Origin of the sequence: Paenibacillus sp. N3/727, from assembly GCF_022637315.1 — a bacterium.
Classification (GTDB): Bacteria; Bacillota; Bacilli; order Paenibacillales; family Paenibacillaceae; genus Paenibacillus_AQ; species Paenibacillus_AQ uliginis.
The window spans coordinates 113069-137500 of the sequence record NZ_CP093336.1; the positions used below are offsets into that span (position 1 = coordinate 113069).

Sequence of the window (24432 nt, forward strand, 5' to 3'; positions counted from 1 at the left end):
ACATACTTTGGATGTTATACGATGTATACTTAGGGCGAACATATCATGCTTACATATAATAGGTACTTCGTATTCCCGGTACATAAGTAGTATACAGGATGAACCAGTTCTTCGTTCCTGCTTTCGAATCCAAAAGTATGTGCAACCAAACAAGGAGGTAAGATGATGGTTTGTAAGATCTGCGGACATGAGAATGTGGACGCCAAGTTTTGTGAGAAATGTGGGTCCAAGCTTGAATATGAAGTAGAGGGAAGAGTTGCAGTTCAGCCAGATGAACACCAAGAGATACATAGTTCAGAGAACACGACAACAACATTTCCTAAGGAAGTAGAGACGGTTAAATTTAAAGCCCCAGCGGGTAACCCGCATACTGCCTTCACGGCTCCGCCGCCGACAGAGCATTCTTCGTCTGGACAAGCGGAAAGTGAATCTTCACAGCTTAAACCGTATCTGGATAGTGCCAAGCAGAATTCAAAAATTTATTTCAATTATTTTGTTACCGGTTTGAAAAGCCCGCTCCGCGTCGCTAAAAAAACAGGCAGTGAGCAGTTGTTGAACGGAATCATATCTATGGTCATTTTCGCCATATTACTCCCGTTAATGCTGTACTTGTCGCTCGGATCAGCTCGCGGGTATATGAGAAGTCCGTTCGTGGACATTGTGCTGAAACCCGTGTTTTGGCTGACCTTGTTTATATTTTTGATTGCCGTATACACATTCGGAGCCGTAAAGCTTTCAACGAATCGGAGGGTAGGCCTGAAGGAAGTTATTGCCCGTTTCGGTACGCTGCTTATTCCGTTTATCGTCATTGTTTTAGCAGCTTTTATCTTTCTGTTAATGGGAATCGGGATCGGCAAACTGTTTATAGCTATCGCGTTGTTAGGTACGATCTTTACAATTCCCGCACTGATTACGCTGAGCTACAAGCGGGAGTCGCCCGGTGGAATTGACACGCTGTATTCCATTCTGCTTATTTATGTCGCTGTATTCCTTACGATATTTATTTTGGGTGACTCGGTAGGATCCATGTTGGGGTCATCTAATTTCTTCGGGTTTTAAAATAATGAGAGGAATTTATACGACATGAGATTTTGTACAGAATGTGGTACAGCATTATCTGAGCAGGCTCAGTTTTGCAAAGAATGTGGTGCCTTGGTGAGACCGGCGGCCGGAGAAAAGAAGTCTCAAGAAGCTCTACCAGAGGATAGACTGTCAGATGAGAATACTGCAACTGGGCTGAGTATCGATCGTTCTACCGGATTCAGCACTGTCTCCAGATCAGAGGAAGAGATAGATCCCCAACCGCAAGGCGGCTCTTCTTTGACTTCGGCTCAGGGTGAGAGCGCGGTCGCGGTTTCCATCGGAACGACTGCTGGTTTATCCCATGAAGCTGAAGTTGCAGCCACATCTGTACGGATGAGCCGGAAGCGGAAAGTATTAATTTTGTCGGGCGTACTCTTGTTGGTAGCTCTTTTTGGAAGCTATAAAGTCGGAGAGTATTTCACATCCGAGGAACGGCTCATCGAACGGTTCGAGAAAGCACTGGAGTCCAAAGATCATAAAGCTGTTGCCCAACTGCTAACCTCTAAGAACAAGGATCTGGTTATCGACGAGAAGTCGATCTCAGGTTTCATGAATTATCTGGACCAGCATCCGGGTGAACATGAAGAGATAGTCAACACGCTGAAAGAGCAGACAGCTGCAGCAGAATCCGCTGAGGGAGCTCAATTAATAGATGTATTTGGCAATCTCGGCTTGAACAGTATCATTAATCTGGAGAAGAGCGGTAAAGTGCTTTTTTATGATAACTATATACTCACCATCGATGGCGTATACATCAGCGTAGAGACGAATTACGCAGGTACGGTGTTGACTGTGAACGGGCAGCAGGCGGCCGTAGCCAATGCTCCAGATTATAAGACCAAGCTTGGCCCTTATGTACCTGGGTTATACCAACTGGAGGCCAGATTCAATAACGAGTTTATCGATCTGCAGGAGGCTAAAGAGGTACAGCTGCTTTATCCGAAAGAGTCCTATAGTGCATATTTTGGATTGGACGGTGAGGTTGTCAGATGGGATACCCGCTTTTCAGAGCAGGCCGATTTGAATGGGCGCTTGTATATTAACGGCAAGAAGGTAGAGGTAAACCCTTTTGATCACCCTGAATTTGGGCCAGTCACTATGGATGGCTCCATGACCTTGGCCGTGGAGGCCGATTTTCCATGGGGGACGATGAAAAGTGCTGAAGTACCGATAAAGGATGATTATATCGATCTTGATTTTACAATGCAGGAGAGCTTCCAAAAGACAATCAAGGATACGATTATCGAGCATGCGAAGGAGAATCTGGACGCTTTTGCATCTGGGGATGCAGGTAAACTCACGGTTTCAACAGATAATTATAAAACTGTGTTTCAAAACGTCATTGATCAGTTTAAAGATAGCGGCTACGCTTACAAGGCCAATTATGTAGGTACGGTATTTGATATCGGCTCCTTTGATCTCGACATTCAGGGCGGTAAATGGTATTTGACACTCATCATGAAGCCTTTGATTGAAGCAGCCACCTATGTCGAAGGCGCGTCACCATTCCTTGAAATGCAGGAGGCTTATAGCGAAACAGGCCTGACGTATGATGAGAATCAGGGCATCTGGAAAGTGGATTTCATTGCCAACACTTGGGGATTCAAGACAGAGGATCTCCAGGAATATAAAGAAGACAAGTCAGTGACTTATGAATCGACTTGGAATAAGACTGCAGAAGAGGATCCACCTGCCGAAAGTGTTATTAAGGTTACAGATGGCAAGCTCTAGGCTTACAAGCTGCTGAGCGCGGATGAGCAGTAATGAAGTGAAGATAAGCCCTGCATGGATCCGAAATCCGATGCAGGGCTTGTTTTTATTCGTACAATGAACTCAAGGCACAACAGGGAGAGCGGGAGGGCGTGTTACTCCACCCACCAACGCTTGAAGTCAGACCACCATGACCGTTCCTCCTGCTTCACGGTGTCCTCGGGCTTCACAGATTTTTGCTTACCGCCATGCGCGTCACAGTATTCCACAGGCTCAGTTCCCTTAATGAATACTTCAAGCGATTTCTCTGGGCATTCCGTATCGGCCAGTTTGCCAGTCTTGGGATCAATGTAGGCGCTGACGACATTTTCTGGGATAGGAAAAATTTTTGGAGGTACACTTTCCAACGCCTTTTCTGTAAACTGCGCAAAAATCGGTGCAGCCCGTCGTGAGTCAGTCGAATTAATCTGCCTTCCTTTGTCATATCCAACCCAGACAGCAGTCGACAATTCCGGGGTATAACCCACGAGCCAGGCATCGGTATCTGTTGTCCCGGTCTTACCAGCAACAGGACGCTTCATTAATGAGGAGACTCGTCTGCCGGTGCCTCCCGTCTCAAAGACACCTTCCATCATACGGGTCAAAACGTAAGCTGCCGCAGGTTCTACCACCTGTTCACCCTTCTCCTCCGGTGCGGTATAGAGATTTCGTCCGGTCACATCCGTAATCCGGAGCACCGCTATAGGTGGAATACGCTGTCCATTGCTGGCAAGAACCGCAAAAGCGGATGCCATCTCCAACGGACTGATTGGTGATGTTCCCAGTGCGAGAGATGGTACCGCCTCGAGGGGACTTGAGATGCCCATTTTCTTGGCCATTTCCTTCACCTCTTCAGGGCCGATCTGTAAGACCGTATTTACTGCATAAATATTGTCGGAAGCAGCGATTGCCTGGCGCATGTTAATTTCACCGAGATATTTGTCCCCGAAATTACTAGGCTGGTACGTTTTTCGGTTGTTATCGTAATGGAACAGGGTCGGTTGGCTATTGAACATCGAAATTCCCGTCATTTGGCGGGAGGCGATAGCCGTCAAATACATGATCGGTTTGAATGTAGAGCCCGGCTGGCGTGTTTTGGCAAGGGCGTGATTGTATTGATTTTCGCGATAGTTCTTCCCCCCAACCATGGCTTTGATATGACCGTTGCGAGGATCTATCGATACGAGTGCTGTCTCCAATTCGCTTTTGCTGTCCATCTCTTTTTCTACGGCTTCTTCTGCTGCCTTCTGGGCTTGAGGATCAAGGGTGGTGTAGATGTTCAAACCGCCTTGCTCAAGCTGCTCCTCCGTGATGTTAAGCTGCTTGGTGACAAGGCCGCGTACATAATCCCGGAAAAAAGAAGCGATCACCTTGTTCTGCTGACGGTCTTGCGGCTGAAGCGCTACATTTACGGAAGCGGCCTTATCGGCTTCGGCACGTGTAATAAAACCGGTTTCGACCATAGCGTTGAGTACGATTTTTTGCCGATTAACCGCATTATCCATATGGTTGTAAGGTGAGTAGTAGGTCGGACCCTTCGGAATTCCAGCAAGCATGGCACTTTCAGCGAGACTCAGATCTTTTGCCGGTTTGTCAAAATACATCAGCGCCGCCGATTCTATGCCGTATGCCCCGTGTCCGTAATAAATTTCGTTTAAGTACATTTCCAGAATTTCATCTTTATCGTATTTCATCTCAAGCTGGGCTGTGAACTTGGCTTCTTTGAGCTTCCGGACCAGTGTCTTCTCATGGGATAAATATAGATTTCGGGCAAGCTGTTGGGTTAGCGTGCTTGCACCCTGTTTGCTATCCATATGCTCGAGATTGACGAGCACGGCCCGGGCCATGCCTTTGAGGTCGAATCCCGGATGGTCATAGAATTTGCGATCTTCCACCGCTAATGTAGCTTTGATGAGCAGCGGTGAGATGCCTTCTAGTAGGACTCGTTCGGGAGGATGACCGGAAGAGGAGAACGTGGCGATCACGTCACCGCGGCTGTCCAGCAACCGGGAATAGCGCTGGGTCTCGGCAACAGGCAGCGGCGTGATGTACAAATAGGCCAGCATAACACCGCCAGCGATGAGCGAAAGCACGAGGAGTCCGAATAGAACAATGGTGAGCCGGAATAGCGGTCTTTTACGTTTATTCGGTTTATGATTGTGTCCCGCCATATGAATACCCCTCTCATCCTTTTGCTATACATTATGGGGTCCTATGAGTAAGGATATTCATAGATCGGGTATGGTTTTTTGCGATTCGAACGGGATGCTGGATAATTTGGTTGCATTTTGGGCCTGTTTTAATATAATCTTATTTGTTTGGTAAAATAGAAAAAGTGTGAAACTGATACTAGAGGCATCTCGCCCGAATAAAGTTTTACGGCTTGGATCTGGAAGGCTGAACATTTATTCTAGCGGAAAGAAGGTAGAGACGATGGAATTATGGTATACGGAGAAACAAACGCCGACTTTCGGCATTACGGCGAAAATTCGGGAAACGTTTGTACATGAGAAGACGGAGTTTCAACAGCTGGATATGATCGATACCGAAGAATTTGGACGCATGCTTGTCCTGGATGGAATGGTCATGACTACGATTAAGGACGAATTCGTCTATCATGAGATGGTCGCTCACCCCGCACTGAACACGCATCCGAATCCGAAAAAAGTGCTCGTTGTGGGCGGCGGAGACGGCGGCGTTATTCGCGAAGTGATTAAGCATCCAGGAGTGGAAAAAGCCGTACTCGTCGAAATCGACGGGAAAGTTATTGAATACTCGAAGCAGTACCTGCCAGAGATTGCTGGTAAGCTTGACGATCCGAAGGTAGAAGTACTGGTTAACGATGGATATATGCACATTTTGGAACATAAGAACGAATATGACGTCATCATGGTCGATTCTACAGAACCTGTAGGCCCCGCTGCACCTTTGTTTGAGCGCGGTTTCTACCAAGGCATTTATGAGGCGCTTAAGGAAGACGGTATTTTCGTTGCGCAGACCGACAACCCTTGGTTCAAAGCGGACCTGATTCAGCAGGTAAACAAAGACGTGAAGGAAATCTTCCCGATCGTGCGTGTGTATGGTGCCAACATTCCGACCTACCCAAGTGGTCTGTGGACTTTCACCATGGGCAGCAAAAAGTATGATCCGCTTGAAGTCGATGAGTCGGCTATTGATGAGATGGATACGAAGTATTACTCACCACGCCTGCACAAAGCAGCTTTCGTGCTGCCTAAATTCGTAGAAGACTTGGTGAAGTAAGGGGGAACGTACTCAAATGAAACTGGATCAAGCCTACTCTGGCAACGTATTTATTTGCAGCTCCGACGATTATGAGAATTCCAAAGCGGTCATCTACGGGATGCCGATGGACTTTACCGTCAGCTTCCGTCCGGGTTCGCGTTTTGGCCCGTCCCGGATTCGTCAGGCATCCGTAGGATTGGAAGAGTATAGCCCTTACCTGGATAAAAGCATTGAAGATATAACCTATTTCGACGCTGGTGATCTGATGCTGCCTTTCGGCAACGCAGGGCGCAGCCTGGAGGTTATTGGAGAATATGTGGGCAAGCTCTTGGATGAAGGCAAGTTTCCGATTGGCCTTGGCGGCGAGCATTTAGTCACTTGGCCGATTATCCAAAAGATGCACGAGAAATATCCAGACCTGCTGCTGATTCATATTGATGCGCATGCTGACTTGCGTGAACATTATGAGGGAGAGCCTTTATCCCACTCCACGCCGGTCCGCAAAGCGGCTGAGATCATGGGCGGGAAGAACATTTATCAGTTCGGTATCCGTTCCGGTTCCCGTGAGGAGTTCCAGTTCGGACATAAGAACATCAATTTCCACCCGTTTGAGGTAGCTGCTCCACTGAAAGAAGCTCTTCCACAAATGGGAAATCGCCCCGTATACGTGACGATTGACATTGATGTTCTGGACCCTTCTGCAGCACCTGGTACGGGTACCGCTGAAGCAGGCGGCATTACATCGAAGGAACTGCTGGAAGCTGTACATCTGATCGCGAACTCCGATGTGAACGTTGTTGGCTGTGATCTGGTGGAAGTGGCACCGATCTATGATCCGACCGAACAGACCCAGATTGTCGCAGCGAAGCTGATCCGCGAGATGCTGTTGGGGTTTGTAAAGTAGGAGGGGCACCCACCTAAATCCTCCCTGGGAGGGAGGACCCCAGAGGGCTCTGCCCTCTGGACACCCGGAACTGGCGTTTGAGGTAGGGTGGTGGAAGGAAGCGGGGCTAGAGCGTGTGCTCGGCCCTTCCTCGGCTTCCCTTCGGGATCGCCATTGGGGGCCTTTCATGCGGGGTTGCCTTGGCTCATTTTTGCTGCCTCGGCAGAATATAGAACCTTTCACGATCCGGTCCCCTACTATTGCGGGATCGGATCGTGAATTGAAAAAACAAGCATCCCTATTCCTGAGCCTGTAGCTATCGGGGGATGCTTGTTTTTCATTTTAAAGCTAAATACGTTTAACAATGGATTAGTGATATTAATTCCACCGTTCCGGGCGGCTGTTTTAAACTCGGATATAGTATAAGGAGTTGGAATTATATCGTAAATATATGTTTTTTATCCTGATTAATGGAGGTCAAGCCAGAGTGGGGATTAAGCTTCTTTTATTGGATCTCTACGGTCTCGGCCCTTTATTGTAATTAGAGTGTATATAATAGCGTCAAAGACGTTTTTTTGGAGGGTACAAGGTGATCCGAAAAAAGTTCCCGTTATTGGCATATTTCATTTGGGCAATACTGCTTTTGCTAATTCCATTAGGTTGCGGTTCAGATTCGCCGTGGTCAGAGGATGAAGAGTCGGCTGCAAACTATGTTGAATCACAGGGGTACAAGATTGTGGCTCGTCAAGGTAAGGTTTTTACCTACAGGCTGGATAAATCTCTTCTGCAGTTAGGTTCCAGTCACCCTTTGGATAAAAAGTACAACACAAATACAATAGTAAATATTATGATGTCAGACGGTGAAGTCATTGGAGGTACATCTACACCGGATGTCGGTGGATTGGATGGTAGCCTTTATTCTCTGGATGGCAGAACACTTGAAGAAGTGACCGGCATTTCCTATGGGGAATGGAGAACACAATGGGCACAGAAATACACTGACTGAAAGGGGTTTGCAAATTTTCATTACTTTTCTAATGCAATATATAGATTTACAGGATCTTTTATATCAATATATGGTTAGTCAAAGGTCATTCTATGAAAATTTGCAAAAATCCTCAATTGAATTGCCGTGCCATACTGGATATAGTAATACAATAGGTAAGGAAAAGAGGAGCGTTATCATGTCAGACCGAAAACAAGCGACGATCCGTCTTCAGAGCCTTCATGAAGGAGAGAATACGGTGCAGCAGCTTCCGGCAGAGGTATTTGCCAAGGGGAGCGCTTTATATGTTCGCTACGAAGAACCAAAGATGGGGCCGTACCAAGGAGAGACCCGCACGACTGTGAAGCTGACCGAGGACGAGCTGAAGATTATACGTCACGGTGAAGTACAATCGGAGCAGGCTTTCAGGCTTGGGCAAAAACTGCCAGGCTATTACCGTTCCCCTTTCACCTCATTTAATTTGTCTACGCACACCCAGCATCTGAGCATCAATCTCAGCGGCATGTCCGGCAGCGCTTCGTGGGCGTATGATTTATATGTGTTCGATGAGTTTTCGGGACACTTTTCTATCAGTTTGACTATTCAGGAGGCTCATGAATCATGACATTGAATCCACTCGATCACATTAATCAGCTTGTTGCTGAAGCGGTAGCTGACGCAGCGGTAGCGGCAGGACTGGTGTCCCGCGAAGAATTGCCTGCCATCACGCTAGAGGTGCCGAAGGACAAGTCGCACGGCGATTTGGCCACAAACGCTGCAATGCAGTTGACTCGGATTGCGAAGAAGAACCCACGCCAGATCGCGGAAGCCATTCTGGAGCATCTGGATATGGGCAAAGCATCGATTGAAAAAGCGGAAATTGCGGGCCCGGGTTTTATTAACTTTACGTTGAACAAAAGCTACCTTTATCCCGTAATTGGACTTATTCAACAAGAGGGAGAGAACTACGGACGCGTAAAGACAGGCCAAGGTCAAAAGATCCAGATGGAGTTTGTCAGTGCCAACCCGACGGGAAGCCTTCATTTGGGACATGCCCGCGGAGCAGCAGTCGGTGATGCGCTTTGCAACGTGCTCGATTTTGCAGACTATGAAGTTACCCGTGAATACTACATTAACGATGCCGGCAACCAGGTGGTTAACCTGTGCAAATCCATCGAAGCGCGCTATCTGCAGGAGCTGGGGCAAGAAGTTGAGATGCCGGAGGACGGCTACCATGGAGAAGACATCAAAGGATTTGCTAAAGAGCTGGTTGCTGAAAAAGGCGATTCCCTGCTATCCCTGTCGCCGGAGGAGCGGACGGACTTCTTCCGTCAATACGGACTGGAGAAAGAGCTTGGCAAGATCAAACGCGATCTGAGTCGTTTCCGCGTTCATTTTGACGAATGGTTCAGTGAAACGTCTCTCTATGAGAACGGTTTGGTTGTGCAGGTTCTTGAAGAGCTGAGAAGCAAGGGCGAGGCGTACGATCAGGACGGAGCAACTTGGCTGCGTACGACGGATTACGGCGACGACAAGGATCGCGTACTTGTGAAAAATGATGGCACATACACCTATTTGACCCCGGATATCGCTTATCACCGCAATAAATATGAGCGCGGCTATGACCGTGTGATGAATATCTGGGGTGCGGACCATCATGGATATATTCCACGGATGAAGGCCGCCATGGAGGCTTTGGGCAACGATCCGGCCAAGCTGATCGTATTGATAGCCCAGATGGTAAGTCTGTTCCAGGACGGCGAAAAGGTGAAAATGTCCAAGCGTACCGGCAAAGCCGTAACGATGGAAGATCTGATGGATGAAGTAGGCGTCGATGCGATCCGCTATTTCTTCACGATGCGAAGCATGGATTCGCACCTTGATTTTGACATGGATCTGGCTGTTTCGACGTCCAATGAAAATCCGGTGTTTTATGTGCAGTATGCTCATGCACGGATTTGCAGTGTGTTCCGCCAAGCTGAAGAACAGGGGATCGACCTGCTTCCACTGAAGGATGTGAACCTCAGCTTCCTTATAGCAGAGCACGAATATGACATCTTACGCAAAATCGGCGAGCTTCCTCAAGAAGTATCTCTTGCCGCTGAGAACTATGCGCCACACCGCCTCATCCGCTATGTATATGAACTGGCTTCGTTGTTCCACAGTTATTACAGAGCCGAACGTGTGATCACAGAGGATGCAGAGCAGACTCAAGCGAGGTTTGCGCTTCTCGGAGCTGTTCGGACCGTTCTGGCGAATGTGCTGCGTCTAGTGGGCGTATCTGCCCCAGAACGGATGTAACAGCGAATCGTCTCTACGCCAGTTATAGCGCGTAGTAACGGAATGAGACAACCGATTCAACCTTAACAGCCGCTTACCCGTTATAGGCAAGCGGCTGTTTGTTATGACATGAAACGATACTTCCGATTCCATGAGATTAAAGCTTTAATCCTTCACGGAGGAATTTTAGTGTTTGAACTTCGCCACTGTCAGACATCGTTCGACCTTTACGAAGACGTAGTGGAATCGAGGTTCGCCGCAGCAGTGACTTGATTGTGGCGGGTTTGATACCGGGCTTTTGCGCCAGCAGGAGGGCGATTGTGCCGCTGATATGGGAGGTTGCCATAGAAGTGCCGCTCATTTCATGATATTTACCGTGCAGCCAGGCTGATACAATTTTGTCGCCTGGAGCATAAATATCAACATACTGCCCCCGGTTGCTGAAAGGCGGAATTCTACGGTTCCGGTCCGTTGCTCCTACCGAGATGGTCTGCGGATAACGGGCCGGGTAATCCACGGAACGACGCTTACCGTCGTTACCTGAGGAAGCTACAATAATGACGCCGGACTGATAGGCTTTAGAGACGATATCAAGCAGGGCGCGGCTGCGGGTGTGCATACCGAAACTCATATTGATAATGTCAACACCGGTATTCACACACCAGTCAATGCCCATGACAATATCCGACACAAAAGCGGATCCGTTGTGGTCGAACGCTTTTACAGGATACACTGTCGATCTAGGGGCGACCCCGATCATTCCCTGGGTGCTATTAGCTGCTGCGATGGTACCGGAGATGTGTGTGCCGTGACCGTTGTCATCATAGGGCAGCGTACCTCGATTGACCAGATTGACTCCTCTAGTCACGGAATGTTGGAGGTCAGGATGGCTGAAGTCCACACCGGTATCGATAACCCCGATCTTGATACGATGCCCGGTTGAGATCGACCAGGCTTGGGGGGCTCTAATCTGTTTGACTCCCCAAGGTACTCCCGGACCGGAGCCAATGCTACCTTGTACGGCATGAATGCATACCCGGCTATCTTCCTCCACGGTTATATCATGCTTAAATTCTGATTCCATACGGGCTGTAAGGGAAGATGAGGCGATAATCGAGTGAGTGAGTGAAGAATAACTGACATTCTGCAAATGTGAGGCGGATCCGGACAGCTCATTCCATTCATGAACGCAGTCGAAGTAGACCTTAGGGTCATGAAATGTCAGGATCCTCCGATCCTCTTCCAGGCCGTGCTGCAGAGGGGCCGTCTCCAAAAGCAATGATTGCATGATCCGGGTGTAGTTCATGCCTGGCAATCCCCCTTCGATGAACCGTTGCTGAAGTATTGTATGAATGGAGGAGGCTGCCCGAATGGGACACTGCCCTTTTTTCAGGGAAATAGGCCCTGTTCGGCGTGTCAAACGCTAATGGCGAACATAATATAAACGGAGAGAACATTGGGGTTCTTTCATCTATCCCGTGAGGAGTCGATCCTTGGGGCGGATACAGTCAGAAGGCGGAGAGTTGCTCTCCGTCTTTTTCTAAATGTAAGAAAGTATAAATCTGGATCTTTATACTTGGCTTATATTTTTCGCAGAAACTCTGTCGCCCTTAGAACAGGACGACGAAGTCGTTTCTACTTGCGTTGGCAGTGAAGTGATAAAAACTTGATTTTTGAGTCTAAATAGGTTTTACTTAGTTTTGATAATGGATATGTTGAGATAATGATGGTATGCAAGGTGAAGATTGCGTGAGAGGAAGTGTACGTTAGTGAGTAATCCGCTCAATTTAAAAATCGATCCAGAAAAGATTCAGGAAATCCCGATGGTGGACCTGGCTTTTATGGTACTCAAAGCGGCTAATACGCCGTATTACTACCGTGACCTGATGAATGAGGTGGCCAAGATTCGCGGTTTTAAGGAACAAGAAATTAACGAAACGATTGCTCAGTTATATACCGAGATCAATATCGATGGGCGTTTTGCCTGCGTTGGCACCAACTTGTGGGGCTTGAAGCGGTGGTACCCTCTTGAGCGTTCCGACGATCCCGTGGCGAATGCGAAGCGTCCGCGCATCATTAATGACGAGGACGACGATGATGATTTCGCAGACGAAGAAGAAACATATAGCGTGGATGATACGGAAGAAGATTACGACAACGTCGATGAAGAATCAGATGATGATATCTATTCCGATGATGACGATGCCGATGAAGAAGTAGACGAAGAAGTTGTCCTTGACGACGATGATATGGACGATGAGGATTCTGAGGACGAGGATGAAGACGCCTCGGATGAGGATGAGAACGACAACGATTTGGACCGATAAATAAATGGTTTCTCATGCTTTAGTTTTTTGCCTCCATATTGGGGCGATTTGGGGCTGGTTCTTCTCTTGACAAGGAGACAAGGCACAGAGTAAACTATTGCTTGGGCTTATGATTTAAGTGTTTAAATATGATTAATTTATAAAAGTGCCCCGTTACTTTTCGGGGTCACTTTTTTTGTTTGTTTTAGGGAATTGTTGTAATAGTGTACGCAGCACCATTTGCGGATTTCAAGTAACCTCGTGGGTTAACGGCGCGTGATTATAGGGTTATTTGCTGTTAGCTGACAGGCCGGCTTGATTCACCGGAAAGCTGTCATATGTCAATTGGTCGGCTCGCTTTTTTACTATAGAAGCGGGCACCGTTCATTTTTATTGCTGTTTGATGATGAATCAGAAGTAAAAGGGTTACCATAAACATCATATGTCGCCTGATTTTTTCGAATTTATTTAGGAGGGTTTTTACTGTGACAAAGTATATTTTCGTAACAGGCGGGGTTGTGTCTTCCTTGGGTAAAGGGATTACCGCGGCTTCGCTCGGCAGACTGCTGAAGAACAGAGGGCTAAAGGTAACGATCCAGAAATTTGATCCTTACATTAATATAGATCCGGGTACGATGAGCCCTTATCAGCACGGCGAAGTGTTCGTAACGGACGACGGCGCGGAGACGGACTTGGACCTTGGGCACTATGAGCGTTTTATTGATATCAATCTGTCGAAGAACAGCAACGTCACGACTGGTAAAATATACTCCTCCGTTATTAGCAAGGAGCGCCGTGGAGAGTATTTGGGCGGCACCGTTCAAGTTATCCCGCACATTACGAATGAAATCAAGGAGCGTGTGTTCCGCGCTGGACGCGAGGCAGGCTCTGACGTCGTAATTACGGAAATCGGAGGTACTGTAGGCGACATCGAAAGCCTTCCGTTCCTTGAGGCGATCCGCCAAATCAAAAGCGAAGTGGGCCGCGATAACGTGATGTACATTCACGTAACGCTCATCCCGTATATCAAAGCAGCCGGCGAAGTGAAGACGAAGCCAACCCAGCACAGCGTAAAAGAACTCCGCAGCATCGGTATTCAGCCAAATGTTATCGTATGCCGGACCGAGCATGAGCTTTCTACTGAGATGAAAGCTAAAATAGCTCTGTTCTGCGACATTGACGCGAATGCGGTTGTAGAATGCCGTGATGCATCCACACTGTACGAAGTTCCTCTGAATTTGCGTGAGGAAGGTCTTGACGAGATCGTAGTAAATCACTTGAAGCTGAACACACCGGAGCCGGATATGACCGAGTGGGAAGCGCTCGTGGACCGCGTTTCCAAGCTGGAGAAGAGCGTTGAAATTGCAATTGTAGGTAAATACGTTGCCCTTCATGATGCTTATCTTAGTGTGGTTGAGTCGTTGTCACATGCCGGATTCGATGCTAATGCTGAAGTGAAGATCCGCTGGGTTAACGCGGAAGAAATTACCCAGAGCAATGTGGAGCAGATGCTCGGCGGAATCGGTGGTATCCTCGTACCAGGCGGCTTCGGCGACCGTGGTATTGAAGGAAAAATCACAGCAATCCGTTACGCTCGTGAGCAGAACATTCCTTTCTTCGGTATTTGTCTTGGCATGCAGGTATCCGTTATCGAGTATGCACGCTCTTTGGTTGGTCTGGAAGGTGCTAATAGCTCCGAGATCAACCCGGCAACAGAATATCCAGTCATCGACCTTCTGCCGGAGCAGAAGGACGTGGAGGATTTGGGCGGCACCATGCGTCTTGGCTTGTATCCTTGTAAGCTGACACCGGGTTCCCTGGCTATGTCTTGCTACGATGATGAACTGGTTTATGAAAGACACCGTCACCGGTATGAGTTCAACAACCAATACCGTGAAGATATTGAAAAAGCAGGCCTGCGCATTTCCGGCACGTCTCCTGACGGAAGATTGGTGGAAATCGTGGAGCTTCCAGGACATCCTTGGTTCCTTGCAGTTCAGTTCCATCCGGAATTTACGTCCCGTCCGAACCGTCCGCAGCCGCTGTTCCGTGAGTTTGTAAAAGCTTCGATTCAACATCAGTCTTAATACGCAAATCCTCCCTCATTAGGGAGGGTTTTTTTGTATGCCAAAGAAATGAACCGTCCATAAAATGAAATTTCCAGTTCCTTGCGATAAGTATGAAGAAAAACATTGTTTTTTTGAGTACTTTTCAGATGTAAGGAAGGAATTCGCTATCATCAGGCGAATACAAATAATGGTTAGTCAAGGGAAAGTTAGGAACTTTTATTTCGTTTGATATATATAACGCTGATCATTGATGGGGAGGCTGTTGAATGGACAAACATAAAGTGTTGATTGTGGACGATCAGAACGGGATTCGCATTTTGCTGATGGAGGTTTTTAGTAGCGAAGGTTATGAGACTTACCAGGCTGCCAACGGCAAGATAGCGCTCGATATTGTGAGGAAGCATGAACCTGATTTAGTACTGCTCGATATGAAAATTCCTGGAATGGACGGACTTGAAATTTTAAAGCATATCAAACAGATGAATCCGGATATCAAAGTGATCATGATGACCGCGTACGGTGAGCTAGATATGATTAAGGAAGCGACAGATCTCGGGGCTCTGATGCATTTCACCAAACCTTTCGATATTGATGAAATGCGCCTGGCCGTCAATATGCAACTTAAAAATAAAACGAATACATGCAGTTAAACATTGAATTCTGCGTTATGGCAGAATTCTTTTTTTGCCTCTTGTGAGAGGATGCACAGCTTTTTGCTATTTGCTTGTTTAGTATTTATTACGCGATGTGGTATAATACTAACGTATAAGAACGTCGGCTATATATACTAGACATATCGACTATAGGAGGATGGACCATGCCATTAGTATCAATGAAAGACATGCTTAACAAAGCTCTCGAAGGAAAGTATGCAGTTGGTCAATACAACATCAATAACCTCGAGTGGACACATGCGATTCTTGAAGCGGCAGAAGAAGAGAAGTCGCCGGTAATTCTTGGTGTATCTGAAGGTGCAGCGCGTTACATGGGCGGTTTTAATACGGTTGTAAAAATGGTACAAGGCCTCATCGAAGACTTAAAAATTACTGTACCTGTAGCTATCCATTTGGACCATGGTTCAAGTGTTGAGAAATGTAAGGAAGCTATCGACGCAGGATTTACTTCTGTTATGATCGATGACTCCCACAGCCCGATTGACACCAACATTGCAACAACGAAGCAAGTGGTTGAGTATGCACATGCTAAAGGTGTTTCTGTTGAAGCAGAAGTTGGAATGGTTGGCGGTCAGGAAGATGACGTTATCGGTGATGTTATGTATGCGAAGTTGGACGACTGTGTACGTATCGTGAACGAGACGGGTATCGACACTCTTGCACCTGCATTGGGTTCTGTACATGGACCATACAAAGGCGAGCCTAACCTTGGCTTTAAAGAAATGGAAGAAATCCGTAACGCAGTCAGCCTGCCGCTCGTTCTTCATGGCGGAACAGGTATCCCGACTCATGATATCAAGAAAGCTATCTCGCTGGGTACTTCCAAGATCAACGTGAACACTGAGAACCAAATTGAATTCTCGAAAGCTGTTCGTGAAGTGCTTGCTGCGAAGCCAGAAGCTTACGATCCGCGTACATTCCTCAAACCAGGCCGTGAAGCAATCAAACAAACGGTTATTGGTAAAATCCGCGAATTTGGATCCAACAACAAAGCATAATTGATTTTTGCGATTTGCCTTTTTGGCACTTCAAAATATTTTTGATTTAACATAAATGAGGACAGCCCTCTGAGGGCTGTCCACTTCCATAGTTTAGAATGGAAAGCACACCGCTAAGCCGGTGTTTTTCCATTTTAATTGTGGGTAGCCATAATTCTGCTGCTATTTTTTATTCTTCTCTTAGAAACGAATGTCATCCTATGACGGCGAAACTGTGTTTGTCGCTTGTTATCTATTGCCAATCATAACCATTATCGGCTGCGAAGTGATGTAGGGGGACCCTTAAGCTTATGGAAAAATTGATGATCAGCGGTGGACGTCCACTGCAAGGTACTGTGACAATCAGTGGTGCCAAAAACAGTGCGATTGCATTAATACCTGCAGCGATTCTGGCGGAAACAGAAGTTGTGCTGGACAACTTGCCACTTTTGAGTGATGTAGCTGTGTATTCTGAAATATTGGAAGAACTGGGCGGACAAGTTTTGTGGGAAGGTAATCAGATGAAAATCGATCCTTCCAGAATCAAATCCATTCCGATGCCAAACGGGCCTGTTAAGAAGCTTCGCGCTTCGTATTATATGATGGGCGCAATGCTTGGAAGATTTAAAGAAGCCGTTATCGGCCTGCCGGGCGGCTGTAACTTTGAACCTCGTCCTATCGACCAGCATATCAAAGGATTTGAAGCGCTTGGAGCGACCGTGACTAATGAGCATGGCGCTATTCATCTGCACGCGAAAGAGCTGCGGGGCGCAAAAATTTATCTGGACGTAAGTAGTGTCGGGGCGACAATTAACATTATGCTGGCGGCTGCGAAAGCCAAAGGCTCCACAATTATCGAAAATGCGGCGAAAGAGCCTGAAATCATAGATGTTGCTACTTTGTTAAATTCCATGGGAGCTGTCATTAAGGGCGCCGGTACGGAAACGATCCGGATCGAAGGCGTCACTCATATGCATGGCTGCCGTCATTCCATTATTCCCGACCGGATTCAAGCCGGAACTTATATGATTGCCGCAGCAGCTACTCGCGGTGATGTTGTAATTGATAATGTCATTCCTAAACATTTGGAGGCTCTCACAGCCAAGCTGCTGGAGATGGGTGTCGGTATTGAAGAGCTGGACGAAAGCATCCGGGTCATCGGTAAGGAACGCTATGGGCATGTTGATGTGAAGGCGCTCGTTTATCCCGGATTTGCAACGGATCTCCAATCTCCGATGACCAGCTTGCTGACGCAGGCGGAGGGTGTCAGTGTGCTTAGCGATTTTGTATACAGTAACCGGTTCAAGCATGTACCGGAATTGGTGCGTATGGGAGCGAAAATTCGTGTCGAAGGACGCTCTGCTATTATCGATGGCGGGAAGCTGAATGCTGCCAAAGTAAAGGCAACCGATCTTCGTGCAGGCGCGGCACTTGTCATTGCGGGATTGACTGTTCCGGAAGGTGTTACAGAAGTCAGCGGCGTGGAGTTTATTGACCGTGGTTATGACCATCTGGTCACCAATCTTCGTCTGCTTGGCGCTGATGTATGGCGGGAGACAGAAGATTAATCAGGATAACATAACCCTCATAGGGAGGTAGCAGAGGCGGCCCTTTTTAAGAATTCACAAAAAAGGTTACCTGGCCTGCATATCTCCCTCTGAATTGGGTAATCCTATCCTAGTGATGCAATCATAGACTTATAGACTTGAAGCGGCTGAAAAGCCTTACCCAGAATTAATAATTGAATAGGTGGTTATTGAATGGATTTACAAATTTCCGATTTGGAAGGCATGAAGCTGACGGATCTGTATAAACTGGCCAAAAAGTACCAGATACCGTACTATGGTCAGCTGAAGAAGAAAGAACTTATATTCGCTATTCTCCGGGCACAGGCGGAACAGAGCGGCCTGATGTTTATGGAAGGTGTTCTCGAAGTTTTACCAGAGGGATACGGCTTTTTGAGACCGATCAACTATCTTCCGAGCACCGAGGATATCTACATTTCTGCTTCTCAGATACGCAAGTTTGATTTGAGAACAGGAGATTTGGTCTCTGGCAAGTGCAGAACTCCTAAAGAGAATGAACGGTACTTCGGTCTGTTGCAGGTAAATGCCGTTAATGGTGAGAACCCTGCAATTGCAGCGGAACGCTTGCATTTCCCGGCCCTGACTCCTCTTTATCCGCAAGATAAGCTAGTGTTAGAAACATCCCCTAATCAGTTGTCCACCCGAATTATGGACTTACTTGCTCCTGTAGGCTTAGGACAACGCGGTTTGATCGTAGCTCCGCCAAAAGCGGGAAAGACGCTCCTCTTAAAAGAAATTGCCAACAGTATTTCAACCAATCATCCCGAAATCGAACTGTTTGTACTGCTCATTGACGAACGTCCTGAAGAAGTAACTGACATGCAGCGCTCTGTAAAGGGTGAAGTGGTTGCATCGACATTCGACGAGCTGCCAGAGAACCATATTAAGGTTGCGGAACTTGTTCTGGAGCGCGCACTGCGGCTGGTTGAGCATAAGAAGGATGTCGTCATTTTGCTGGATAGCATTACACGGTTGGCACGGGCATATAACCTTGTCATTCCACCCTCTGGCAGAACACTCAGCGGCGGTATTGATCCGGCAGCATTTCATCGTCCGAAGCGGTTCTTTGGTTCGGCGCGTAACGTAGAGGAAGGCGGTAGTCTGACGATTTTGGCGACGGCTTTGGTTGACACAGGTTCAAGAATGGACGATGTCATCTATGAAGAGTTCAAAGGAACCGGTAATATGGAGCTGCACCTGGACCGCAGATTTGCGGAACGTCGTATTTTCCCTGCGATCGACATCAGACGCTCTGGCACACGGCGTGAAGAAGTGCTTCTAAGTAAGGAAGAACTGGACACGATTTGGGCTATTCGTAAAAATATGAACGACTCCGCTGATTTTGTGGAAGGTTTCCTCAAAAAAATGCGGGATAGCAAGACCAACGCCGAATTCCTCGCTTCGTTCGATGTAAACGGGGGCAATGGTTCTGCAGCACCAAGCCAACCGACAAGACGCACAACGCGTCCTTCGACGGCCTCAGTTACACAAGGCTGAGAGCAAGGCTTGAGAATCAACCTTAGAATAGGAGAACGACATGTATTTGGTTTATGCAGATGAGCAAGGAAATGTCTATGATCATTCCGAACTGTTCGGGCTTGCTCGCAGTGGGGATATGATTGTTGAGATACTGGAAGATGAATTGATTCCACTGCCGGAAGGCGCAACCCTGGTGGGGCTGCCGAACACCCGTGCTATCGGAATGGATCCGGAAACGGGGGAAATGTCTGCGCTACCTGGGAACGAGACAGCCGTTGGCGCTCTTTTGCCTCAAGGATATACACGTCTGTGTCTTCCTGGATACGTAAAGACGGATAAAGAATATAAACTTCCGCTGTTTGGTTACTCTGCTGTCGTGTGGAAAGATGGAGCTTTCTATACAGCTGCCCGTTTAACAGACGATCCCGAGAAGTGGAATCCCGTTAACTGTGATTTGGGAGAGTTGGAGCTGGGCGTTAAGAAATTGACTGAAAAATACCCGGAGAACCGTCTCTATGAACATCTGTCCAATTGTGCGCTCGGTTATGAATGCTTGACGGCATCCAACACATTTCTGAACCGCTGGGAGGGTGCTGTACCAGTATCCTATTCCTGTAATGCAGGATGCTTCGGGTGTATTTCAGAACAGCCGGACGACAGTGGCTTTGTATCACCTCAGACCCGGATGAACTTCCGCCCCCGCACGGATGAACTGGTTCAAATTATGTTGGAGCACTTGAAGACACCGGAGTCCATTATCAGCTTCGGACAGGGTTGTGAAGGCGAGCCTTCCACACAAGCGAAGATTATCATTGAAGCGATGCGCGAAGTCCGGTCCATCACAGATATGGGTTACATCAACATCAACACTAACGCTGGGTTGACCGATTTTATCCGCGGCATCGTGGATGCCGGCCTTGATTTGATGCGTGTCAGCACGATTAGTGCACTGGATGATCACTACAATGCCTACTATAAGCCCCGCGGCTACAACCTGGCTAATGTAGAGAAATCACTGCGGTATGCGACTGATCAGGGGGTATATACGTCCATCAACTATCTTATCTTCCCGGGTGTCACCGACCGTGAGGAAGAGGTTGAGGCCATGATCGAGTTTGTCCGCCGCACAGGTCTCCGTCTGATTCAGCTTCGGAACTTGAATATTGATCCGGAGAGTTATCTTGAGCTGATTCCGCCTGCGCAAGGAGAAATCCTTGGTATGAAGCAAGCGATTGAGATTATGCAGGAAGAGCTGCCTGATGTAGTTATTGGCTCGTACACGCATGTACCACCTCCCGGAATGAGGCGTCCGAAGAAGAAGCCGTCCGTTATCTAGAAAATGGCGATAAGAATGCCAGTTATTTGACAATCAACTGCTGAAATTCGGGCCGTGGACGAGTCTGCTGGCGTCGTTTTATATGGGCTATTGCACAAATAATGTCCCCGTGATATACTTTTTTTATGTGTCCATTTAACTCTGAGTCCGCATGAGGCTCAGGGCGGAAAGAGGTGAAAGTCTAATGAAACAAGATATTCAACCGAAATATCATGTTACCACGGTAACTTGCGCGTGCGGTAACACGTTTGAAACAGGTTCCGTAAAGCCGGACCTTCGCGTGGAAATCTGCTCCAACTGCCATCCGTTCTTCACTGGTAAGCAGAAGTTCTTGGATGCTGGTGGCCGTGTCGATAGATTTAAAAAGAAATACGGTATCTAATAATCAGACCCTTCGCCTTGTGCGGAGGGTTTTCGATTTAATGGAACGCTCGCCAAGTTCTTCCCTCAGGTTGCAATTTCGACATGCATGCGATATACTTAATTTCGCCGTGCTAGACGGGGAGGTAGCGGTGCCCTGTAACTCGCAATCCGCTGTAGCGAGGTTGAATTCCTGTTAGAGGTATTGTCGATGTGAGGCTGGTCCCTGCGCTCGATGTTGACGGCTGGGTCCTCCGCAATGAGCACTTGTGAACCTGGTCAGGTCCGGAAGGAAGCAGCCATAAGCAGGTCCGCTTTTGTGCCGGAGGGGTGCCTAACCCGAGTTGTTGCTCAGGATTGCCGCTCGGATCGCAATTATCAATAACAGGTGCACGGTACATACATACCGAGTACACAAGCATCTCTGTCATTTTGGACAGGGGTGCTTTTTTCATGAATTCTGTCCTTGATTTTTTCCTCGGTAAACGTTTTGCTGGGCTGGGGAAATTAGTATAGAATGTAGTATAATAAGAAAAACTTTATCGACGTATATGGCCTGGCCGGATTGGGTTATGGGTAAGTTTATTCTTGTGATATAAGGGAGTTTATGCTTTCTTATATTCTAAAAAAAGCGGCATTAAGCCGCGGAAGTGGAAGTTGAAAGAGGGTAAAGCAGAGTGGAACATATTGCGTTATATCGTGCCTGGAGGCCCCAGTCGTTCCGCGACATGGTAGGCCAGCGGCATATTATCCAAACCCTGCAGAACGCTATCCGCGAGCAGCGGGTCTCCCATGCCTACCTGTTCAGCGGTCCGCGGGGTACAGGTAAGACCAGTGCTGCTAAAATTTTGGCTAAAGCCGTGAACTGTGAGAATGGACCGGCAGAGGAACCCTGCAACGAATGTGAAGTATGCAAGCGGATAACGTCTGGGGCTGTAATGGACGTTCAGGAAATTGACGCGGCATCAAACCGCGGCGTTGAGGAAATCCGCGATTTGCGGGAAAAAGTGAAGTACGCACCTACCGAGGTACGGCGCAAGGTTTACATTATTGATGAAGTACACATGCTTACTACGGAGGCGTTTAATGCATTGCTGAAGACGCTGGAAGAACCCCCGGCGCATGTGATGTTTATATTGGCTACTACCGAGCCGCATAAATTGCCGGCCACCATCATATCACGGTGTCAGCGTTTCGATTTCCGGAGGGTTTCTCTGGAAGAGCAGAGTGAGCGCTTGGAGCGCATATGCTTGGAAGAGGGCATTACTGCTGAGCCGGCTGCCCTGCAGTATATTTCAAGATTGTCAGACGGTGGAATGCGTGATGCACTTAGCATTTTAGACCAAATTGCATCCTTTACCGGAGGCAAGGTGTCCTATCAGCAGGTTATGGACATGACAGGAGGCATCCCCTCGGAGCAGTTTGGCCGTCTGGCCGCTGCCATAAAACAGGGAGATGCAGGACTTGTGCTGCAAATGGTAGAACAGTTTATGCAGGAAGGCAAAAGTGCCGACAAATGCATGGAAAACTTGCTGTATTACTTCCGTGATCTGCTCATGATCAAAATGGTCCCAGGAGCAGATAAGCTGACGGATCGTGTACTGAATCCGGCTGATTTCAAGGAGATGGCAGAGGCTTTCTCCAAGGAAGAGCTTTTCCGGATGATTGATACGCTCAACCGCTACCAAAGCGAGATGAAATACGCATCACAGCCACAGACGTTGTTTGAAGTGGCGCTGCTTAAGTTATGCGGAATACCGCAAGGCGGCGACGATGCGGTTGAACAAGGTGCTTCTGCGGGAAGATCGGCTGATGCCGATGAACTGAACCGATTGAAGCAGCAGGTAGTTTCTCTTGAGAAAAAGCTTGAGCGTATTTTGCAGAAAGGCGTTCCGGCAGCCGAAGGCCGTGATGCTTCCAAACCTACACGGACCCCTGCTCCGAAAATCGCATCGACAGCTAAGAAGCCGCAGCATATGGATCAGTATGTAGCGGCAAAAACCAGTGAGCCATTTTTGAATGTGCAGCGGCAGTGGGGTCAGATCCTACAGAGCGTGAAGGAGGAGAAGGTCACCGTTCATGCCTGGTTTGTGGATGGAGAGCCTGTATCCGTATGGGAAGATAACGTTCTGGTCGCCTTCAAGAATAACATCCACCGCGAAACAACCGAGAAGCCTGCTAACAAACAGGTGATTGAGGGAGTGCTGGAGTCTCAGTTCGGTAATCCGTACCGTCTGGTGACTATGATGTTGCGCGATTGGAGCGATGCCGTTGAAGGCGCTGGTAAGCCTCCAGCCGAGGAATTAAAGCTGGAGCATGAAGAAGCCGAAGCCGGCGGAGAGAAGCCATGGATTGATGAGGCGATCCAGCTATTTGGTGAAGACCTCGTTGTCATAAAAGATTAGCACGCTTTTTCGTGCATTCCACAAAGGAGAGATGAACCCATGAATAATATGAACCAAATGATGAAGCAGGTAAAAAAAATGCAGGAGCAAATGCTGAAGGCGCAGGAAGAACTCGCTACGAAATCGGTAGAAGGGTCTTCTGGCGGCGGTGTAGTTACCGTACAAGTCAGCGGTCACAAGCAAGTTACATCTATTAACATCAAGCCTGAAGCAGTAGATCCAGACGACGTTGAAATGCTACAGGATCTCGTTATGACAGCAGTAAATGACGCGCTCACTAAAGCTGAGGAACTTGCTAACACCGATATGGGTAAATTTACGGGCGGTATGAAAATTCCGGGCTTGTTCTAATCTATAGGCAGAAGGAGTAGTTTACATTTGTACTATCCCGAACCGATCGCGAAGCTGATCGATGCATTTACCAGGTTGCCGGGTGTGGGGCCGAAAACGGCTGCCCGCCTGGCTTTTCACGTCCTTAATATGAAAGAAGACGACGTCATTGATTTTGCCAAAGCGCTGGTCAGTGTGAAACGCAATCTTCATTACTGCTCGGTCTGCTGCAATATCACCGATACTGATCCCTGTCGTGTCTGTCAGGATAAGACCCGGGATCCATCCGTCATCTGTGTGGTACAGGATGCCAAGGATCTGGTGGCGATGGAGCGAACTAAGGAGTTTGACGGGTACTATCATGTGCTTCATGGAGCAATCTCCCCGATGGAGGGGATTGGGCCTGAGGAAATCCGGCTAAAAGAGCTCCTTACTCGGCTTAGTGATGAACGAGTGAAAGAACTTATTCTGGCTACCAACCCGAATATCGAAGGGGAAGCGACAGCAATGTATATTTCACGATTGGTTCGTCCCTTCGAAATTAAAGTAACACGTATAGCCCATGGTTTGCCGGTAGGCGGGGATCTGGAATATGCGGATGAAGTGACGCTGTCCAAGGCTCTTGAGGGCCGAAGAGAGCTCTAACGGTTTCTTATATGTATTTTAAAGATTAGTTATGAGGAGTCC

The 24432-nt window shown here is 47.8% G+C and carries 20 protein-coding genes and 1 other RNA gene; 19 read left to right on the forward strand and 2 right to left on the reverse strand.

Going from position 1 to position 24432, the window contains the following annotated elements:
- Nucleotides 1–162 precede the first annotated feature (162 nt).
- Together MNQ98_RS00545 and MNQ98_RS00550 are read left to right on the forward strand one after the other, a co-directional pair.
- Nucleotides 163–1059 (forward strand): zinc ribbon domain-containing protein, encoded by an 897-nt coding sequence (locus tag MNQ98_RS00545; RefSeq protein ID WP_241931435.1) that lies wholly within the window; start codon nucleotides 163–165, stop codon nucleotides 1057–1059.
- Between the two features lie 24 nt (nucleotides 1060–1083).
- Entirely contained in the window at nucleotides 1084–2814 is a 1731-nt protein-coding gene (locus MNQ98_RS00550; RefSeq protein WP_241931436.1) for a zinc ribbon domain-containing protein, read from the forward strand.
- Nucleotides 2815–2948: 134 nt separating this feature from the next.
- Here MNQ98_RS00550 and MNQ98_RS00555 read toward each other — a convergent pair whose 3' ends face one another.
- Nucleotides 2949–5003, reverse strand: a complete 2055-nt coding sequence (locus MNQ98_RS00555; RefSeq protein WP_241931437.1) for a transglycosylase domain-containing protein — start codon at nucleotides 5001–5003, stop codon at nucleotides 2949–2951.
- 262 nt (nucleotides 5004–5265) lie between these two features.
- On the opposite strand from MNQ98_RS00555, the gene speE reads away from it, so the two are divergent.
- The 5 genes from speE (at nucleotide 5266) to argS (ending at nucleotide 10244) form a co-directional block, all read left to right on the forward strand.
- Nucleotides 5266–6093, forward strand: coding sequence for a polyamine aminopropyltransferase (speE, locus tag MNQ98_RS00560; protein WP_208916639.1), 828 nt, complete (start codon nucleotides 5266–5268; stop codon nucleotides 6091–6093).
- A gap of 16 nt (nucleotides 6094–6109) precedes the next feature.
- On the forward strand, nucleotides 6110–6979 hold the full coding sequence (speB, locus tag MNQ98_RS00565) for an agmatinase (protein ID WP_241931438.1): 870 nt from the start codon (nucleotides 6110–6112) through the stop codon (nucleotides 6977–6979).
- Nucleotides 6980–7547: 568 nt separating this feature from the next.
- Nucleotides 7548–7964, forward strand: coding sequence for a hypothetical protein (locus tag MNQ98_RS00570; RefSeq protein WP_241931439.1), 417 nt, complete (start codon nucleotides 7548–7550; stop codon nucleotides 7962–7964).
- 178 nt (nucleotides 7965–8142) lie between these two features.
- Nucleotides 8143–8568, forward strand: coding sequence for a YwiB family protein (locus MNQ98_RS00575; protein WP_241931440.1), 426 nt, complete (start codon nucleotides 8143–8145; stop codon nucleotides 8566–8568).
- Nucleotides 8565–10244 (forward strand): arginine--tRNA ligase, encoded by a 1680-nt coding sequence (argS, locus tag MNQ98_RS00580; protein ID WP_241931441.1) that lies wholly within the window; start codon nucleotides 8565–8567, stop codon nucleotides 10242–10244. The genes MNQ98_RS00575 and argS overlap by 4 nt, the downstream gene beginning before the upstream one ends.
- A gap of 136 nt (nucleotides 10245–10380) precedes the next feature.
- On the opposite strand, the gene MNQ98_RS00585 is transcribed toward argS, so the two are convergent.
- Nucleotides 10381–11529 carry a S8 family peptidase gene (locus tag MNQ98_RS00585; RefSeq protein ID WP_241931442.1) on the reverse strand — a complete coding sequence of 383 codons (1149 nt, stop codon included), beginning with the start codon at nucleotides 11527–11529 and terminating at the stop codon, nucleotides 10381–10383.
- 463 nt (nucleotides 11530–11992) lie between these two features.
- On the opposite strand from MNQ98_RS00585, the gene rpoE reads away from it, so the two are divergent.
- From rpoE to recR, 12 genes are all read left to right on the forward strand, one after another.
- On the forward strand, nucleotides 11993–12550 hold the full coding sequence (gene rpoE, locus MNQ98_RS00590; RefSeq protein WP_241931443.1) for a DNA-directed RNA polymerase subunit delta: 558 nt from the start codon (nucleotides 11993–11995) through the stop codon (nucleotides 12548–12550).
- 464 nt (nucleotides 12551–13014) lie between these two features.
- The gene (locus tag MNQ98_RS00595) at nucleotides 13015–14616 is read left to right on the forward strand and encodes a CTP synthase (RefSeq protein ID WP_241931444.1); all 1602 of its coding nucleotides are present in this window, start codon (nucleotides 13015–13017) and stop codon (nucleotides 14614–14616) included.
- Between the two features lie 248 nt (nucleotides 14617–14864).
- Nucleotides 14865–15248, forward strand: coding sequence for a response regulator (locus MNQ98_RS00600; RefSeq protein ID WP_208916619.1), 384 nt, complete (start codon nucleotides 14865–14867; stop codon nucleotides 15246–15248).
- Nucleotides 15249–15415: 167 nt separating this feature from the next.
- Nucleotides 15416–16270 carry a class II fructose-1,6-bisphosphate aldolase gene (gene fba / locus MNQ98_RS00605; protein WP_208916617.1) on the forward strand — a complete coding sequence of 285 codons (855 nt, stop codon included), beginning with the start codon at nucleotides 15416–15418 and terminating at the stop codon, nucleotides 16268–16270.
- Between the two features lie 290 nt (nucleotides 16271–16560).
- Nucleotides 16561–17817 (forward strand): UDP-N-acetylglucosamine 1-carboxyvinyltransferase, encoded by a 1257-nt coding sequence (locus tag MNQ98_RS00610; RefSeq protein WP_208916614.1) that lies wholly within the window; start codon nucleotides 16561–16563, stop codon nucleotides 17815–17817.
- 192 nt (nucleotides 17818–18009) lie between these two features.
- On the forward strand, nucleotides 18010–19332 hold the full coding sequence (gene rho / locus MNQ98_RS00615) for a transcription termination factor Rho (protein ID WP_241931445.1): 1323 nt from the start codon (nucleotides 18010–18012) through the stop codon (nucleotides 19330–19332).
- 40 nt (nucleotides 19333–19372) lie between these two features.
- Nucleotides 19373–20650, forward strand: a complete 1278-nt coding sequence (locus tag MNQ98_RS00620) for a radical SAM family protein (protein WP_241931446.1) — start codon at nucleotides 19373–19375, stop codon at nucleotides 20648–20650.
- Between the two features lie 184 nt (nucleotides 20651–20834).
- Entirely contained in the window at nucleotides 20835–21032 is a 198-nt protein-coding gene (rpmE, locus tag MNQ98_RS00625) for a 50S ribosomal protein L31 (protein WP_006207505.1), read from the forward strand.
- A gap of 107 nt (nucleotides 21033–21139) precedes the next feature.
- Nucleotides 21140–21406: signal recognition particle sRNA large type (gene ffs / locus MNQ98_RS00630), an RNA gene on the forward strand.
- A 281-nt stretch (nucleotides 21407–21687) separates the two neighbouring features.
- Nucleotides 21688–23415, forward strand: coding sequence for a DNA polymerase III subunit gamma/tau (gene dnaX, locus MNQ98_RS00635; RefSeq protein ID WP_241931447.1), 1728 nt, complete (start codon nucleotides 21688–21690; stop codon nucleotides 23413–23415).
- Between the two features lie 39 nt (nucleotides 23416–23454).
- Nucleotides 23455–23766 carry a YbaB/EbfC family nucleoid-associated protein gene (locus tag MNQ98_RS00640; RefSeq protein ID WP_241931448.1) on the forward strand — a complete coding sequence of 104 codons (312 nt, stop codon included), beginning with the start codon at nucleotides 23455–23457 and terminating at the stop codon, nucleotides 23764–23766.
- A 27-nt stretch (nucleotides 23767–23793) separates the two neighbouring features.
- Nucleotides 23794–24390, forward strand: a complete 597-nt coding sequence (gene recR / locus MNQ98_RS00645) for a recombination mediator RecR (protein ID WP_208916604.1) — start codon at nucleotides 23794–23796, stop codon at nucleotides 24388–24390.
- Nucleotides 24391–24432 lie beyond the last annotated feature (42 nt).

Bases quoted from the DNA above. Each gene is read 5' to 3' on its own strand.
- MNQ98_RS00620 (WP_241931446.1), top strand. From the start codon at position 19,373: ATGTATTTGGTTTATGCAGATGAGCAAGGAAATGTCTATGATCATTCC.
- rpmE (WP_006207505.1), top strand. From the start codon at position 20,835: ATGAAACAAGATATTCAACCGAAATATCATGTTACCACGGTAACTTGC.
- MNQ98_RS00545 (WP_241931435.1), top strand. From the start codon at position 163: ATGATGGTTTGTAAGATCTGCGGACATGAGAATGTGGACGCCAAGTTT.
- MNQ98_RS00550 (WP_241931436.1), top strand. From the start codon at position 1,084: ATGAGATTTTGTACAGAATGTGGTACAGCATTATCTGAGCAGGCTCAG.
- fba (WP_208916617.1), top strand. From the start codon at position 15,416: ATGCCATTAGTATCAATGAAAGACATGCTTAACAAAGCTCTCGAAGGA.
- rho (WP_241931445.1), top strand. From the start codon at position 18,010: ATGGATTTACAAATTTCCGATTTGGAAGGCATGAAGCTGACGGATCTG.
- MNQ98_RS00555 (WP_241931437.1), bottom strand. From the start codon at position 5,003: ATGGCGGGACACAATCATAAACCGAATAAACGTAAAAGACCGCTATTC.
- speE (WP_208916639.1), top strand. From the start codon at position 5,266: ATGGAATTATGGTATACGGAGAAACAAACGCCGACTTTCGGCATTACG.
- MNQ98_RS00600 (WP_208916619.1), top strand. From the start codon at position 14,865: ATGGACAAACATAAAGTGTTGATTGTGGACGATCAGAACGGGATTCGC.
- MNQ98_RS00575 (WP_241931440.1), top strand. From the start codon at position 8,143: ATGTCAGACCGAAAACAAGCGACGATCCGTCTTCAGAGCCTTCATGAA.
- argS (WP_241931441.1), top strand. From the start codon at position 8,565: ATGACATTGAATCCACTCGATCACATTAATCAGCTTGTTGCTGAAGCG.
- MNQ98_RS00585 (WP_241931442.1), bottom strand. From the start codon at position 11,529: ATGAACTACACCCGGATCATGCAATCATTGCTTTTGGAGACGGCCCCT.
- MNQ98_RS00640 (WP_241931448.1), top strand. From the start codon at position 23,455: ATGAATAATATGAACCAAATGATGAAGCAGGTAAAAAAAATGCAGGAG.
- MNQ98_RS00610 (WP_208916614.1), top strand. From the start codon at position 16,561: ATGGAAAAATTGATGATCAGCGGTGGACGTCCACTGCAAGGTACTGTG.
- speB (WP_241931438.1), top strand. From the start codon at position 6,110: ATGAAACTGGATCAAGCCTACTCTGGCAACGTATTTATTTGCAGCTCC.